The organism is Rhodopseudomonas palustris, assembly GCF_003226555.1.
Lineage (GTDB): Bacteria > Pseudomonadota > Alphaproteobacteria > Rhizobiales > Xanthobacteraceae > Rhodopseudomonas > Rhodopseudomonas palustris_I.
The window spans coordinates 156,552-171,509 of sequence record NZ_QKQS01000023.1; the positions used below are offsets into that span (position 1 = coordinate 156,552).

Genomic DNA, 14,958 nt, shown 5'->3' on the forward strand with positions numbered 1-14,958 from the left:
GCGCCACGCCTGGCCCACTCCGACTTTCACGCAGCGCCGACGTGCCCCTCGACGCGGCGCAGGTGCAGCGCTTGGCGAGCGCCGCGATGGTCGAGCAGCCGATAGGTCGCGACCTTGACGATGCTCGCCACCACGAACGAGGTCAGCGCATAGGCCCACACCATCAGAGCAAGTTGCCAGCCGGTCGGCGTCATCGCCCAGCCATAGACCACGACCAGCGTGCCGATCAGTTGCGTCGCCTCGGCGGGCACCACCAGCTTCCAGCTCGGCCACGGCCGCTGCCACACCGCGCCGGTGTTGCGGGTGAGGTAGATCGTCATATGGCCGGATACCAGCAGCTTGAGGAAGATCAGCGGCTGGATCACCGACGGTTCGAGCTTCAGATAGTCCCGCGCGATCCAGAACAGGCCGAAGCTCTCGATCACGCCGTAGACGCCGAGCACCGAGGCGACCGTCAGCACCCGGGTCATGTCCCAGCGCACCGGCTTCTCGGCCACCGGAGCATTGTCGTAGGCGATCATCATGATCGGCAGGTCGTTGAGTAGCGCCAGCAGCACCACCATCACGGCGGTGACCGGATAGAAGTTGAACACCAGGATGCTGGCGGTCATGAACAGCAGCAGCCGGATGGTCTCGGCGATCCGGTAGATCGCGTAGCTGTTCATCCGTTCGAAGATCCGCCGCGCTTCTTCGATCGCGGTGGCGATCACCGATAGGCCGGTCGCAGTCAGCACCAGATCGGCGGCGGCGCGCGCCGCGTCGGTGGCGCCGCTGACCGCGATGCCGGCGTCGGCCTGCTTCAGCGCCGGGGCGTCGTTGACTCCGTCGCCGGTCATGCCGACGATCGCGCCCGAATCCTGCAGCGCCTTGACGATCTTGAACTTGTGTTCCGGGAAAACACGGGCGAAGCCGGCAGCGGCGGCGATCCGCGCCGCCTGCTCAGGCCCGTCGGCAGCGCCGCTGCCGAACACGCTGTCGGCCACCACGATGTTCTGGCCGAGCTTCAACTGGCCGGCGATCTCGCGGGCGATCGCCTCATGGTCGCCGGTGACCATCTTGACGTCGACGCCCATGTGGCGGATCGCGGCGATCGTCGTGGCGCAATCGTCGCGCGGCGGATCGAATAGCGGCAGCAGGCCGAGCAGCCGCCAGCGGCCGTCGGCATCACACCGGGCTGCCGCCAGAGTGCGAAAGCCGCGGGCGGCATCGCGTTCGACGGCCGCGGCGATCGCCTGCGCCTGGGTCTCGGCCGGCGCGCACAGCGCGGCGATCGCCTGCGGTGCACCCTTGGCGACGCGGAAGCGCGCGTCGTCGTGCGCGATCTCGGCCTCGGCGCGCTTGGCGACCGGATCGAACGGATGGAAGTTCAGCACGCGATAGGAGGCACGCTGCTCGGCCGGCGGCGCGGCAGCGAGGATTGCGGCGTCGATCGGGTCAGGCGCGTCGCCGCGCGAGGCCAGCGCGGCGGCGAGCAGCAGCTCGTCGCGGGTGACACCCGGCATCGGCTCGGGATTGCCGAGCGTCAGCTCGTTCTTGGTCATGGTGCCGGTCTTGTCGCTGCACAGCACGTTCATGCCGGCCATTTCCTCGATCGACACCAGCCGCGACACGATCGCCTTCAATCGCGCCAGCCGCTCGGCGCCGACCGCCATCGTCACCGACAGCACCGCCGGGAGCGCCACCGGGATCGACGCCACGGTCAGGATCAGGGCGAATTCCAGCGTCTCGGCCCACGGGTCGCGGCGAAACAGCGCCGCCAGCCCGATCACCAGCACCAGGCCGATCGTGATCAGGATCAGGAAATTGCCGATGCGCAGCACCGCGCGTTGGAAATGCGACACTGAGCCGGCCTGCTGCACCAGCCCGGCGGTCTTGCCGAAATAGGTGTTCATCCCGGTGGCGGTGACGACGCCGCTCATCTCGCCCTGCCGGGCGATCGAGCCGGAATAGACGTCGTCGCCGACGGCCTTGTCGACCGGCAGCGACTCGCCGGTCAGTGCGGACTGGTCGACCGTCAGATAGGAGCCGTGCAGCAGCTTCATGTCCGCTGGCACGATGTTACCGAGCGTGACCAGCACCAGATCGCCCGGCACCAGGGTGCGCGCCGCGACGTCCATCCAGACGCCGTCGCGGCGCACCCGCGCCTTCAGCGCCAGCCGCTGCTTGAGCAGCGCCACCGCATTGTCGGCCTGGAATTCCTGCCAGAACCCGACACCGGCATTGATGAACAGCATCGTCAGGATGATGGCAAGATCGGCCCAATGCCCCAACACGGCCGACAGCGCCGCGGCGATCTCAATCATCCACGGAATCGGACCCCAGAAGAAATGCAGCAACCGCTCGACGATGCCGACGCGATGTTCGGCCAGCGCATTGTCGCCATAGCGCTTCAACCGTTCGGCGGCCTCCTGCTCGGTGAGGCCACCGCAATCGTCCGGCGGTGACGCGCCGGGAGCTGACGGGATCGCATGATCGATCGTTGGCTGCTGGGAGGAAGAGGACGAAGTCGTGGTGTCGGGCATCGCGTGCCCTCCGATTATCGAGAGATCTCGCCGCCCCGCGGTCCCCGTCGTGAATTGCTACTGCCGGCCTCGTGCAGGCAGCCTTGCACGTCAGTCTCTCACCACCTGGGTGCAGCGCCCCGACTCGCTATCGCAATCGATCGGAGACCCGAACGATTCCTCATCCCTTCGTCGAACTACCGCCGTCGGCGAGCCGCCACACATGCCGCGCGATCATCAGATCTTCGTCGGTCGGGATCGCCCAGGCCGAGACTTTGCTGTCCGGCGCGCTGATCCGGCCCGCCCCCTTCAGGTTCGCATTGGCGTCGGGATCGAGCGCGACGCCGAGCCAAGTCGCCTGCGCACAAACACGCCGCCGGATTTCGGCGGCGTGTTCGCCGATGCCGCCGGTGAACACCAGCGCATCGAGCCCGCCGAGCGCGGCGGCGAGCGAACCGAGCTCGCGGGCAATCCGATACACGAACAGCTCGATCGCCTCGCAGGCGCGCGGGTCGTCGCTCGCCAGCAGGGTGCGCATGTCGTCGCTGATGCCGGAGACGCCGAGCAGACCCGACTCGCGATACAACAGATCTTCGATGGCCCGCGGCGTCATGCCTTTCTCTTCGAGCAGATACAGCACCACACCGGGATCGAGCTCGCCGCAGCGGCTGCCCATCATCAGGCCGTCGAGGGCGGTGAAGCCCATCGTGGTGGCGATGCTGCGACACCTCAGCATCGCGCACATGCTGGCGCCGGCACCGAGATGCGCCACCACTACCCGGCCATCGGCAACGGCCTGGCCGGCAACGTCCGGCAACCGGCCGGCGATATACTCGTAAGACAGGCCGTGAAAGCCGTAGCGGCGAACGCCCTGTGCGGTCAGCTCTCGTGGCAGCGCAAAGGCGGTGGCGACCTCCGGCAGACGGTGGTGGAACGCGGTGTCGAAGCAGGCGACCTGCGTCAGCTTTGGGTGCAGCTTAGCCAGCGCCTCAATCGCCGCAACGTTGTGCGGCTGATGCAGCGGCGCCAGCCTGTCGAAGGAGCGGAGCTGGGCGATCACCTCCGGCGTGACATAGACCGGGCCGTCGAACAGCGCGCCGCCGTGCACCACACGGTGGCCCACCGCACTCAGCCGGTGTTCGGGAAACGTGCTTTCGATCCAGCCGATCAGCACCGCCATCGCGTCGTCGTGGCTCGCGCCCTCGGGCAGATAATCGTCATGGCGCGTCGTGCCGTCGGCGTTCACCACCTTGAAATGCGGGCGATGACCGAGACTGCCGATGCCGCCTTCGCAGATCAAGTGTTCGGCGGTCGGTTCGGTGTGGGCTTCGTAAAGGGCGAATTTGATGCTGGACGAGCCGGCATTGAGGACCAACAGCACATCGCTCACGCAGCACCTCCGGACAGGTTCGTCAGGCCAGCAGTCTTGTGCCGGGCGAGCAGCAGCGCAATCGCGCAGGAGCCGAGCCGCGCCAGCGTCTTGTCGGCACGGCTGGTCAGGATGATTGGCACCCGCGCGCCGAGCACAATGCCGGCGACGTGGGCGTGGGCGAGATACTCGAGCTGCTTGGCCAGCATGTTGCCGGCCTCGAGATCCGGCACCACGAAAATGTCGGCGCGGCCGGCGACCTGAGAGACGATGCCCTTGGTCTTGGCGGCCTCCGCCGACACTGCGTTGTCGAACGCCAATGGCCCGTCGAGAATGCCGCCCTTGATCTGGCCGCGTTCAGCCATCTTGCACAGCGCCGCGGCGTCGAGCGTGGAGCGGATGCTCTCGGTGACGGTTTCGACCGCCGACAGGATCGCGACCCGCGGCTCGCCGATGCCGAGCGCATGCGCCAGATCAATCGCGTTCTGGATGATGTCACGCTTGTCAGCCAGCGTCGGATAGATGTTGATCGCCGCGTCAGTGACCAGCAGCGCGCGCGGATAGTTCGGCGCATCGATCGCATAGACGTGGCTAATCCGCCGCGCGGTGCGCAAACCGCGGCTGGCGTCGACCACTGCGTGCATCAGTTCGTCGGTATGCAGCGCGCCCTTCATCACCGCTTCGACCTCCCCGGACCGCGCCATCGCCACCGCGGCTTCGGCGGCGGCGGCGCTGTGCTCCACGGCGACGATCTCATAACCGCTCAGGTCGAGCGCCGCCTGAGTGGCGGCGGCGCGGATCTTGGCTTCGGGTCCGACCAGTACCGGCACGATCAGCCCCTCGCGCGCCGCCTCGACGGCGCCGAGCAGAGACGCGGAATCGACCGGATGCACCACCGCGGTGCGGATCGGCTCCAGGCCCCGCGTCATCTCGATCATCCGCTCGTAGCGGCGGGCGGTGGGATGCAGGTCGATCTCCGGCAGCAGCACCCGCGGCCGCGAGATCTTCTCGACCGGCGCGATCACTTCGGCGAGGCCGGTGATGACGTCTTCGCCGCGCTGGTTGGTGGCGCGGCAATCCAGCAGCAGCCGCTTCTTGGCGGCGTTCTTCTCTTTGACGGTGACCGTCACGGTGACCGTGTCGCCGAGCAGTACCGGCCTGGTGAAGCGCAGCGACTGATCGAGATAGATCGTGCCCGGCCCGGGCAGTTGTGTGCCGAGCAGTGTCGAAATCAGCGCTCCGCCCCACATCCCGTGCGCCACCACCTGATGGAACATGTCGCTCTTGGCGAAGGCGGCATCGACGTGCATCGGATTGACGTCGCCCGACATCACCGCGAACACCTCGATGTCGCGATAGGTCAGCGTGCGCGCCAGGCTGGCGCTGTCACCGACCTCGATCTCGTCGAAGGTGCGGTTTTGAATCTGTTCCATGTCGTGCTCCAGGAGGAACGACGTCAGCCGATCACATGATAGCCGGCGTCGATGTATTCGATATTGCCGGTCAGTGACCTTGCGCCGTCACCGACCAGAAATGCGGCGACGGCGCCGACATCGTCGATGCTGACCAGCTGGTGCGCCGGCAGCCGAGCGCGGGTGCGCTCCAAGAGTTCATCGAACCGCGCGATGCCGGACGCGGCACGAGTCATCAGCGGGCCGGGAGACAGCGCGTGGACGCGGATCTTCTTCGGCGCCAGTTCGGCCGCCATGTAGCGCACCGAGCTTTCCAGCGCGGCCTTCACCGGGCCCATCAGATTGTAGTCTTCGACCACCTTTTCCGAGCCGTAGAAGGACACGGTCAGCAGGCAGCCACCGTCCGGCATCAGCGGTTCTGCGAGCCGCGCCATGCGAATGAAGGAATGACACGACACATCCATCGCCATCGCAAAGCCCACCTGCGAGCAATCGACGACCCGGCCGTGCAGATCCTCCTTCGGCGCGAATGCGATCGAATGCAGCAGAAAGTCGAGCCGGCCCCATTGCCGGGAAATCTGCTCGAACACCGCTTCGAGCTGCCCCGGCTCGCGCACGTCGCACGGCACGACGATCGGACAGCCGAGCTGTTCAGCGAGCGGCGTGACGTGAGGCGCAGCCTTGTCGTTGAGATAGGTGACGGCGAGTTCGGCGCCAGCGTCGCGAAATGCACGCGCGCAACCGAATGCGATGCTCTGGTCGTTGGCGATGCCGACGACCAGGCCCTTCTTACCTTGCAGTGTCATGTGGTCTCCGTAACCTCGGCACCGTGTCATCACCATGACAGGCGCATGCGACCAACGGCCGGCGCAGTCGCTTCACTTCAGCAATTGCTCGCGCATCCGTAATAGCTCTTTGCGCCGGTCGGATGTGGTTTCCGGATAGCTCATTTTGAGCGATTCCATGGTCTCGGCGATCACCTGCGAGACGATCAGCCGCGCATTCTCCTTGTCGTCGGCCGGAACGGCATACCACGGCGAGTCCTCGGTGGAGGTCTCGCTGAGGCACTTCTCGTAGGCGTCCATGTAATCGTCCCAGTACTGACGCTCTTCGAGATCGGCGGCGCTGAATTTCCAGTTCTTCTCCGGCTCGTCGATCCGCGCCAGGAAGCGTTTGCGCTGTTCATCCTTCGACAGATGCAGGAAGAATTTGACGATCCGGGTGCCGTTGGCGTGCAGATGCTGCTCCAGATCGCGGATCGAACGGTAGCGTTTGTGCCAGAACGATTTGCCGAAATTCTCGCCATTCGGCACCGCCTCGCTCTGCAGGATGTCCGGGTGAACCCGGACGATCAGCACCTCTTCGTAATAGGACCGGTTGAAGATGCCGATCCGGCCGCGCTCCGGCAGGTCGCGGGTGGTCCGCCACAGAAAGTCGTGCTGCAGCTCGGTGGCGCTCGGATGCTTGAAGCTGAAAACCTGGCAGCCCTGCGGATTGACCCCCGACATTACGTGCCGGATCACCCCGTCCTTGCCGGCGGCGTCCATCGCCTGGAAGATCAGCAGGATGGCGTGGCGGTTGCTGGCGTAGAGCAGTTGCTGCAGATCGCTCAGCCGCTCGACCTGGGAGCGGAGCAATTCATGATAGTGCTCCTTGGATTCGTAGAACGGATCGACCTTGGTGGGCTTTTTGCCGAGGTCGACTTTCTCGCCCTCCTCGACCCGAAATTGCTTGGTCTTGATCTTCATTTCCGTCCTTTCGGGATCGTCACCGCGGAACCGGCCTGCCGCCACGGCCGCCTTCCGCTCGAGAGAATATTATAACCATCTCCCGGCCGGGGCCGCCACCGCCCTCCCTGAACCTTGAACTCAGTCAGGCTTCGTTCATCATCGCCCTCTTAAGGTTGCAGCCGGTCGTGTATCGGCGCCGCAAGGCGAACTGCCGACATAAAGCAACCTCATTTGTACTTCATCTGCGCCCGGCTGCGGGCTTCGCTGGCGGCCCGAAGCGCTTGTGTAGTCAACGGAAATCACTATGGTGCGGGCCGCCGCGGACGGCCTCGGTGGCCCAATTGAGCGGCCCCGTCGGCTCCGACGGTCCACAGCGCTGATAAGAGCGGTCGAGATGGAAACTTCTATTCCCGGTAAGGTTTTCGCCGCGCAGGCGCGTCGAAGCAATGCGGCGCGGATCGCACTGTTTGTCCTGCCGCTGCTGATGCTGGCACCGGCGATCTGGAACGGCTACCCGCTGCTCCAATACGACACCGGTGGTTACCTCGCGCGCTGGTACGAGGGCTACCTCGTTATCAACCGATCGACCTCCTACGGCATCTACCTGCATCTCGGCGAGCAGACCCAGTTCTGGCTCAACCTCGCGTTCCAGGCGATCGTCTCGCTCTGGATCATCCAGCTGACCCTGCGGGTCTTCGGCATCACCGGCACGTTCCGGCTCGCCGCGATCGGCGTCGGCCTGATCGCCACCACGGCGCTGCCGTGGATCACCAGCATGCTGCTGACGGACATCTTCGCCGGTCTGTCGGTGCTGACGCTGTTCCTGCTGATCGCCTATCGCGGCCAGACCACGACGATCGAGAAGATCCTGCTGTTCGCTTTCACCGCCTTCGCGGCCTCGACCCACAGCGCCACCATGATCGTGCTCGCGGGGGTCTGCGCTGCCGGCTGGGTTCTGCTGCCCTGGCTGCGCGGCCGGATCACCGCCTCCGGGCTGACCCAGGCCAGCTCGGCGCTGGTGGTCGGCGCGCTGCTGGTGCTCGGCTGCAATTACGCGCTGTCCGGCAAGCTGACCTGGACGCCCGGCGGCTCCGGCGTCGCATTCGGCCGGATGCTGCAGGACGGCATCGTCAAACGCTATCTCGACGACCATTGCCCGCAACAACAGCTCAAGCTGTGCCCCTATAAGGACGAACTGCCGCCGACCGGCGATGACTTCCTGTGGGGCGGCAACAACATGTTCGACAAGCTCGGCCGGTTCGAGGGAATGAGCGACGAGATGGAGTTCATCTCGAAGCAGGCGCTGATTGCCTATCCCTGGTTGCAGGCCAAGGCCGCCGCCAAGGCGACCTGGGACCAGCTCGTGCACGTCGCCACCGGCGAAGGCACCAATGGCTGGCTGCCGCACACTTACGGCATCATCGAGCGCTATCTGCCCGAGCAGAGCAAGGCGATGCGAGCGGCCAAGCAGCAGCATTGGGATATCAATTTCGACGCCGTGAATCTGGTTCACGTCCCGGTGGCGTTGGGATCGATGGTGCTGATGCTGGGAATTCTCGGCTCTGCGGCATGGCGGCGCCGGCTCGACGACGTGACCCTGCTCGCCGGCACCGTGACGCTGGCGCTGCTCGGCAACGCGATGGTCTGCGGCATCATCTCCGGCCCGCACGACCGCTACGGTTCGCGGATCGTCTGGATCGCGACCTTCACGGCGATGATCGCCGCGGTCGCCTATCTCAGGCACAGCCGCCGTGGTGCCGACGAAGACGCTGCGGACTGACCTCCTCCGCCGCTAGCGCTGCAATTTCGGTCGGATGAACACGCAGACAACCTGCGGACAGCTGCGTTTGATCTCGGCCTCCAGTGACGCGAAGCTGCGCTCGATCTCGACTGCGCGGCTGTCGTCCGGAAAATCCAGGGTCAGCGCCACCACCACCTGCCAGGGCGCGAGGTGCACGGTGAACATCGGCTCGGCGCTGACGATCCGGCCGTGACCGCCCGCGATCTGCAGGATTCGGTCCCGGAGCGCCGGATCGGCGGGCTCGCCCATCAATAGCCCTTTGCTCTCCCGCGCCAGGAACGCGCCGGTGAGGCCGAGCAGCAGCCCGATCGCGATCGAAGCGACGCCGTCGAGCACCGGCATCTGAAGCCAGTCCGCGGCGGCAGTGCCGGCGAGCGCAAACACGATGCCGAGCAGCGCCGCGGAATCCTCGAACAGCACCATGAACGAGGTTGGATCCTTGCTGCGGGTCGCCGCCTCGATGTACTCGGCATCGGGCAGATAGCCCAGCGTCGGCGCGACCGATCGAAAACCCTTCCAGGCGACATACCAGGAGCCCAGCTCGAACACGAAGGCGAGCCCGAGCACGATGTAGCTGACCCGGACGTCGCTGATCGGCGTCGGATCGAGAACGTGAACCACGCCCTCGTAGAACGAGACGCCGGCGCCGATCGAGAAGATCAGCAGCGCCACGATGAAGCTCCAGAAATACAGCTCGCGGCCATAACCGAGCGGATGAGCGGCATCGACCGACTTGGCGGCACGGTGCAGACCGTACAACAGTAACAATTCGTTGCCGGTATCGACCAGCGAGTGCACCCCCTCGCTGAGCATCGCCGAACTGCCGGTCCAGGCCGCCGCGGCCATCTTGGTGACGGCGATCGCGAGGTTGCCTACGAGCGCCGCATAGATCACTTTCTTCGACGACGCGTGCGACATACCCTTGTCCGCCTTCTCGTTGGTCCGCGCACATAGCGGCTGCCAGGAATGACGATACAGACTGCAGCTTGTTCCCGCCCGCGATCACGAGGTCCTCCTCGCCTGGAACGCGCCCGGTTACCAGGACTTGTGGTCGCAACTGCATCGAAGCTGCGGTCCGCTCATGATTCCTCATTGGCTCCATTTGGTGGCGATCGGCTCGCTATTGCTCGGCGCGCTCTGCGCGAGCGTGATCGTGGTCGACGAAATCCGGCATCCGCAAAGAATGTGGATCATGAACGCGGTATGGCCGCTGACGGCGTTGTTCGGGACCGTCATTTGGACCTGGGGATACTTCCGGTACGGCCGGCTGTCGGCCGCAGACGCTGGTGAGCAACCCGACAAGCCGTTCGGCATCATGGTGGCGGAGGGCGCGTCGCATTGTGGCAGCGGATGTACGCTGGGTGACATTTGCGCCGAATGGCTGGCGTTCGCTGTCCCGACAATCGCGGTGTGGCTCGGGTGGCAGAGCCTTTTCGCCGAGAAGATCTTCGCGGTATGGATCCTCGATTACATCTTCGCTTACGTGTTCGGAATCGTGTTTCAGTACTACACGATCGCGCCGATGCGGCAGCTCGGCGTCGGCGCCGGATTATGGGCTGCGGTGAAGGCCGACACTCTGTCGCTGACGGCCTGGCAGGTGGGCATGTACGGCTTGATGGCGCTGGCGCAATTCTGGATATTCCGTCGCCTGTTCGGCGTGGAACTAGAGGTCGCGAGCCCGGAATTCTGGTTCGTAATGCAGATCGCGATGCTGGCCGGATTCGCGACCAGCTATCCGGTCAATTGGTGGCTGTTGCGCCGGGGCATCAAAGAGAGGATGTAGTCGCTCCGGCCGCAAAGCCGGCGAGCACTCATCCGGCAAGGGGCTTTGGGATCTGCGATGCTGTCTCTGTTTGAAATCGTCGCGGTGCTGCTGGCGCTGACCGCGACGTTCGCGTGGCTCAACCACGTCCTGTTCGGCCTGCCCAACCAGATCGGCCTGCTGATCATGGCGCTGGCCGCCTCGCTGGTGCTGGTCGGTTTCGAACTGCTGTTTCCGAATGCGCCGATCTTTCACGAGATTTCCGACCTGTTACGACGAATCGACTTCTCCGAAACGCTGCTGAACGGCATGCTCGGCTTTCTGCTGTTCGCCGGCGCGCTGCAGATCGATCTGTCGCGGCTGCGTGCGCGCAAATGGATCGTCGCCACGATGGCCACGATCGGCGTATTCATCTCGACCATCCTGATTGCCGGCGGCTTTTGGTACGCGGCTGGGTTGTTCGGCGTGCCGATGCCTTTCGCCTGGGCACTAGTGTTCGGCGCGCTGATCAGTCCGACCGACCCGATCGCGGTGCTGTCGACGTTGAAGGCGATCAGCATCCCAGAGACCCTGGAGATGGACATCTCCGGCGAGTCGCTGTTCAACGACGGCGTCGGCGTCGTGCTGTTCACGCTGCTGCTGACCGCCGCCACGACGAGCAGCGGCGAATTCGAACTGCAGCATTTCGGCGAAATGTTCGCGGTGGAGGCCGGTGGTGGTGCGCTGCTCGGACTGGTGACCGGTTACGTCGCCTATCGGGCGATGCGCGCGATCGACGACTATCCGATCGAAGTTCTGATCTCTATCGCGCTCGCGACCGGCACCTATGCCTTGGCCTTGCGGCTGCACGTCAGCGGCCCGATCGCAGTGGTGGTGTCCGGCGTGCTGATCGGCAATCGCGGTGCCGCATTGGCGATGAGCGACCAGACCAAGCGCTATCTGTTCGGATTCTGGACGTTGATCGACGAGATCTTGAACTCGGTACTGTTCCTGCTGATCGGAATCGAGGTGCTGGTGCTCGGCTTCGATTGGTCGCTGGCACCGCTCGCCCTGGTGGCGATCCCGATCGTGATGGTGGCGAGGCTGATCTCGGTCGCGGCGCCGATCGGGCTATTGAGCCTGCGCTATCCTTTCGAACGCGGAACGATCGCGATCCTGACCTGGGGCGGCGTGCGCGGCGGCATCTCAGTGGCACTGGTGCTGGCGATTTCCGCCAACGAGTACAGACCGGCGCTGGCCGCGGCCACTTACACGGTGGCGCTGTTCACGATCGTCGTCCAGGGCCTGAGCCTGGGCTGGGTTACCCGCCGCCTCGGCGTCGGCCGATCCAAGCCGGCGCCGGAATAGCGGTCGCCTCAGCGCGAGGCGACCGCGGAGTCCGGCAGCGCATAGACGACCAGTTCATCGCCGATCGGGGTCTCCATGAAATGATGGCCGCCGGCCATGATCGCCAAATATTGTTTGCCGCCGACCGAATAGGTCATCGGCGTGGCTTGCCCTCCGGCTGGCAGTACGTCGGTCCACACCGTCTTGCCGGTGGCGAGGTCGACGGCGCGAATGAGGTTGTCGGTGGTCGCCGCGATGAAGATCAGTCCGCCGGCCGTCACCACCGGCCCGCCGTTGTTCGGAGTACCGATCGTGAGTGGCAGCATCGACGGAATGCCGAACGGGCCGTTGGTCCGGGCCTGGCCGAGCGGCCGATCCCACATGGTCTCGCCGCTCTTCAGGTCGATCGCGCGCAGCCCGCCATAGGGCGGCTGTTTACACAGTAGCCCAGTGACCGGCAGCCGCCAGCCGGCGTTGACGTTGATGGCGTAGGGCGCACCGGCCTGCGGATCGCCGGCGCCTTCGGCTCCGCCGATTTTGCCGCGGGCCTGGTTGCGCGGCGCCCACCCTCGCCGGTCCGCTTCGGCGCGGGGGACCAGCCGGTTGTAGTTCGGCATGTCGTTGTAGTTGGCGATGATCAGGCCGCGGACCGGATCGACCGCGATGCCGCCCCAATCCGATCCGCCATTATAGCCGGGATACTCGATAGAATGCCGGTCGGTCGTCGGCGGCGTGAAAATGCCCTTGTAGCTCGCCTTTCTGAACAAGATGCGGCACACCATCTGATCGATCGGTGACATTCCCCACATGTCGGCCTCGACCAGATCAGGCTTCTGCAACGTGGCGTAGAGCGAGAACGGCTGCGTCTGGGCGCGCTGTTCGGGTTCGACGCCCGCTTGCGGCACTCGGCGTTCCTCGACTCCGGTTAGCGGCTTGCCGGTGCGCCGGTCGAGCACGAACAGATCGCCGCGCTTGCTGGGCAGGATCAGCGCCGGCACCAATCCTGCGGGTCCGGGAAAATCCACCAGCGTCGCCTGGGAGCCGAGATCATAATCCCAGACGTCGTTGCGCACCGTCTGGAAATGCCAGGCCGGCTTGCCGGTGGTGACATCGATCGCCACCAGCGAGGTCGCGAACTTCTTTTCGAGCTCGCCGCGACTGCCGCTCCAATAATCGACCGCGGAGACGCCGAGCGGCAAATACACCAGACCGAGCTCCTCGTCGCCCGAAGCGGTGGTCCACATGTTCGGCGTGCCGCGGGTGAAGGTTTCGCCTTTCGGCGGCAAACCGGTCAGTTCCGGCTTCGCCATGTCCCAAGCCCAGCGCAGCGCGCCGGTGACGGCGTCGTAGCCGAGGATCACACCCGACGGCGCGTCGCGCTTCTGACCGTCGAGCACCTGATGCCCGGTGACCACCACACCGCGCACGACGGTAGGCGGCGACGTGATCGAGTACATCCCCGGCACGTTCTGGCCGATGCCGACCGTGGTGTCGACCGCGCCGTCGCGGCCGAAATCGGCGCACGGCTTGCCGTTACGGGCGTCCACCGCAATCAGGCGCGCATCCAGCGTGCCTTCGATGATCCGGCTCGCGCAGGCCGACTGCGGGTCGGCATCGGGCACAGCGTAATAGACCACGCCGCGGCATGCGGCGGTGTACGGAATGTACTCGTCGGACACCTTCGGATCGTAGCGCCAACGCTCCTTGCCGCTCGCAGCATCGAGCGCGATCATGATGTTCTTCGGCGTGCACAGATACAGCGAGTCACCGACCTTCAGCGGCGTCGTCTCCGCCCCATAAGTGCCCTTGGCGGCCTGGCTCGGAAGATCGCCGGTGTGATAGGTCCAGACCTTGCGCAGTTCGGCGACGTTGCCGGGCTTGATCTGATCGAGCGGCGAATAACGCCGCGCCGCGTAGCTGCCACCGTAAGCGGGCCAATCCGTGCCTGGGTGCAGCCGCGATGGATCCTGCATACCGCCCGACAGAGGTGCGGCGGCCGCCACGGCCGCGGTGCTCGGCTGATTGATCAATGCGATTACCAGGGCGCCCGCCGCGGCAACGGCGATGCAGGCGGCCGCCCAGCCGAGAGCCGCTCCCAGCCGATGACGGAATGGGACGAGCCATGGCGTCGCGGCAACAACGAGAATCAGCAGCACCAGCGGCCCGACGAGGCGGGGCACCAGGGCCCAGCCGTTCGGGCCGACCTCCCACAGAGACCAAGCCACGGTACCGGCGACCACGATCCCGTAGACATACAGCGCCGCCGCACGACGCATCCACAGCAGGATTGCGGTAGCGAGCAACCCGACACCCGCGACGACATAATAAGGCGACCCACCCAGCGCGGCGAGCCACGCGCCGCCGGCCGCCAGCACCACCCCGCACAAGAACATCAGACCACCGAGGGCGATCACGAACCAGACGCCGGCTCCATCACGGCGGGATACGTTACGCTCGGTCATGAAGCGGGCTCCTGGTTCCATTGAACCGAGCAACGCGCCCCACCCCGCACCGTTCCGTGGTCAAGCTCGCGACCTTGGTCCTCTATCGGACCAACGAAAAGAGCCGCGCGGGGCCACCGCGCGGCTCTTTCAATCAGATGACGCTGCCGTTACGGGCAGGGATGCCGATTTCCGTCGTAGCCCAGATACGTGCCTGAGGACGGATCGTAGGACTTGAAGCGCTGCGAGCAGTAGGCGTCGGCATCCGCCGCCTGCGCCTGGGCGTTCGCCTGAGCCTGGCTGTTGGCGATGGCGCCGCCGATGATCGCACCGGCCGCGAGGCCGCCGATCGCCGGACCCCAGCCATAGCCGCCGCCGTGGCGATAGTAACCGCGGTGACCCCAGCCACGGTGGCCATGCCAGCCGTGGTGACCATGATGGCGCCATTGCACCTGCTGCACGGCCGACGGCGCCTGCTGAGTCGCCGCACCGGCCATCATCGGCGCCGCAGTAGCCGGGCTCGACGCCAGCGCCAGAGAGCCCATCAGCAAAGCAGCGGCAGGTAGCGCACGCGAAATCATCATCGATATTCTCCTTGTTGTTTCATCGATGCCGT

11 protein-coding genes are annotated in these 14,958 nt (G+C 65.5%); 3 read left to right on the forward strand and 8 right to left on the reverse strand.

All coding sequences use genetic code 11. The features are described from left to right. Positions 1-26: 26 nt before the first annotated feature. The 5 genes from DNX69_RS13345 to DNX69_RS13365 form a co-directional block, all read right to left on the reverse strand. Positions 27-2,522 carry a plasma-membrane proton-efflux P-type ATPase gene (locus DNX69_RS13345; RefSeq protein ID WP_110786469.1) on the reverse strand — a complete coding sequence of 832 codons (2,496 nt, stop codon included), beginning with the start codon at positions 2,520-2,522 and terminating at the stop codon, positions 27-29. Positions 2,523-2,682: 160 nt separating this feature from the next. Continuing rightward, entirely contained in the window at positions 2,683-3,891 is a 1,209-nt protein-coding gene (locus tag DNX69_RS13350) for an acetate/propionate family kinase (RefSeq protein WP_110786470.1), read from the reverse strand. After that, entirely contained in the window at positions 3,888-5,303 is a 1,416-nt protein-coding gene (locus DNX69_RS13355; RefSeq protein WP_110786471.1) for a bifunctional enoyl-CoA hydratase/phosphate acetyltransferase, read from the reverse strand. Before DNX69_RS13355 ends, DNX69_RS13350 begins: the two co-directional genes overlap by 4 nt. 23 nt (positions 5,304-5,326) lie before the next feature. Beyond that, positions 5,327-6,088 carry an enoyl-ACP reductase FabI gene (gene fabI, locus DNX69_RS13360; RefSeq protein ID WP_110786472.1) on the reverse strand — a complete coding sequence of 254 codons (762 nt, stop codon included), beginning with the start codon at positions 6,086-6,088 and terminating at the stop codon, positions 5,327-5,329. Positions 6,089-6,160: 72 nt separating this feature from the next. After that, positions 6,161-7,030, reverse strand: a complete 870-nt coding sequence (locus DNX69_RS13365; RefSeq protein WP_110786473.1) for an ADP-polyphosphate phosphotransferase — start codon at positions 7,028-7,030, stop codon at positions 6,161-6,163. 376 nt (positions 7,031-7,406) lie between these two features. Between DNX69_RS13365 and DNX69_RS13370 the strand changes: the two genes are divergently transcribed. Then, a complete protein-coding gene (locus DNX69_RS13370) occupies positions 7,407-8,792 on the forward strand; it encodes a hypothetical protein (protein ID WP_110786474.1) in 1,386 nt (461 codons plus the stop codon). A gap of 12 nt (positions 8,793-8,804) precedes the next feature. Here the strand turns inward: DNX69_RS13370 and DNX69_RS13375 are convergent, their stop codons facing one another. Further along, positions 8,805-9,731, reverse strand: a complete 927-nt coding sequence (locus DNX69_RS13375) for a cation diffusion facilitator family transporter (RefSeq protein ID WP_110786475.1) — start codon at positions 9,729-9,731, stop codon at positions 8,805-8,807. 163 nt (positions 9,732-9,894) lie between these two features. Between DNX69_RS13375 and DNX69_RS13380 the strand changes: the two genes are divergently transcribed. Together DNX69_RS13380 and DNX69_RS13385 are read left to right on the forward strand one after the other, a co-directional pair. Continuing rightward, positions 9,895-10,596, forward strand: a complete 702-nt coding sequence (locus tag DNX69_RS13380) for a DUF4396 domain-containing protein (protein WP_110786476.1) — start codon at positions 9,895-9,897, stop codon at positions 10,594-10,596. A gap of 57 nt (positions 10,597-10,653) precedes the next feature. Continuing rightward, positions 10,654-11,922 (forward strand): cation:proton antiporter, encoded by a 1,269-nt coding sequence (locus DNX69_RS13385; RefSeq protein ID WP_110786477.1) that lies wholly within the window; start codon positions 10,654-10,656, stop codon positions 11,920-11,922. A gap of 8 nt (positions 11,923-11,930) precedes the next feature. Here the strand turns inward: DNX69_RS13385 and DNX69_RS13390 are convergent, their stop codons facing one another. Both DNX69_RS13390 and DNX69_RS13395 read right to left on the reverse strand, forming a co-directional pair. Next, the gene (locus tag DNX69_RS13390; RefSeq protein ID WP_207803148.1) at positions 11,931-14,363 is read right to left on the reverse strand and encodes a membrane-bound PQQ-dependent dehydrogenase, glucose/quinate/shikimate family; all 2,433 of its coding nucleotides are present in this window, start codon (positions 14,361-14,363) and stop codon (positions 11,931-11,933) included. Between the two features lie 149 nt (positions 14,364-14,512). Next, positions 14,513-14,926, reverse strand: coding sequence for a BA14K family protein (locus DNX69_RS13395; RefSeq protein WP_110786478.1), 414 nt, complete (start codon positions 14,924-14,926; stop codon positions 14,513-14,515). Between the last annotated feature and the right edge of the window lie 32 nt (positions 14,927-14,958).

Coding starts and splice junctions, on each gene's coding strand:
- DNX69_RS13345 (WP_110786469.1), bottom strand. CDS start 2,522: ATGCCCGACACCACGACTTCGTCCTCTTCCTCCCAGCAGCCAACGATC.
- DNX69_RS13355 (WP_110786471.1), bottom strand. CDS start 5,303: ATGGAACAGATTCAAAACCGCACCTTCGACGAGATCGAGGTCGGTGAC.
- fabI (WP_110786472.1), bottom strand. CDS start 6,088: ATGACACTGCAAGGTAAGAAGGGCCTGGTCGTCGGCATCGCCAACGAC.
- DNX69_RS13365 (WP_110786473.1), bottom strand. CDS start 7,030: ATGAAGATCAAGACCAAGCAATTTCGGGTCGAGGAGGGCGAGAAAGTC.
- DNX69_RS13370 (WP_110786474.1), top strand. CDS start 7,407: ATGGAAACTTCTATTCCCGGTAAGGTTTTCGCCGCGCAGGCGCGTCGA.
- DNX69_RS13375 (WP_110786475.1), bottom strand. CDS start 9,731: ATGTCGCACGCGTCGTCGAAGAAAGTGATCTATGCGGCGCTCGTAGGC.
- DNX69_RS13380 (WP_110786476.1), top strand. CDS start 9,895: ATGATTCCTCATTGGCTCCATTTGGTGGCGATCGGCTCGCTATTGCTC.
- DNX69_RS13385 (WP_110786477.1), top strand. CDS start 10,654: ATGCTGTCTCTGTTTGAAATCGTCGCGGTGCTGCTGGCGCTGACCGCG.
- DNX69_RS13390 (WP_207803148.1), bottom strand. CDS start 14,363: ATGACCGAGCGTAACGTATCCCGCCGTGATGGAGCCGGCGTCTGGTTC.
- DNX69_RS13395 (WP_110786478.1), bottom strand. CDS start 14,926: ATGATGATTTCGCGTGCGCTACCTGCCGCTGCTTTGCTGATGGGCTCT.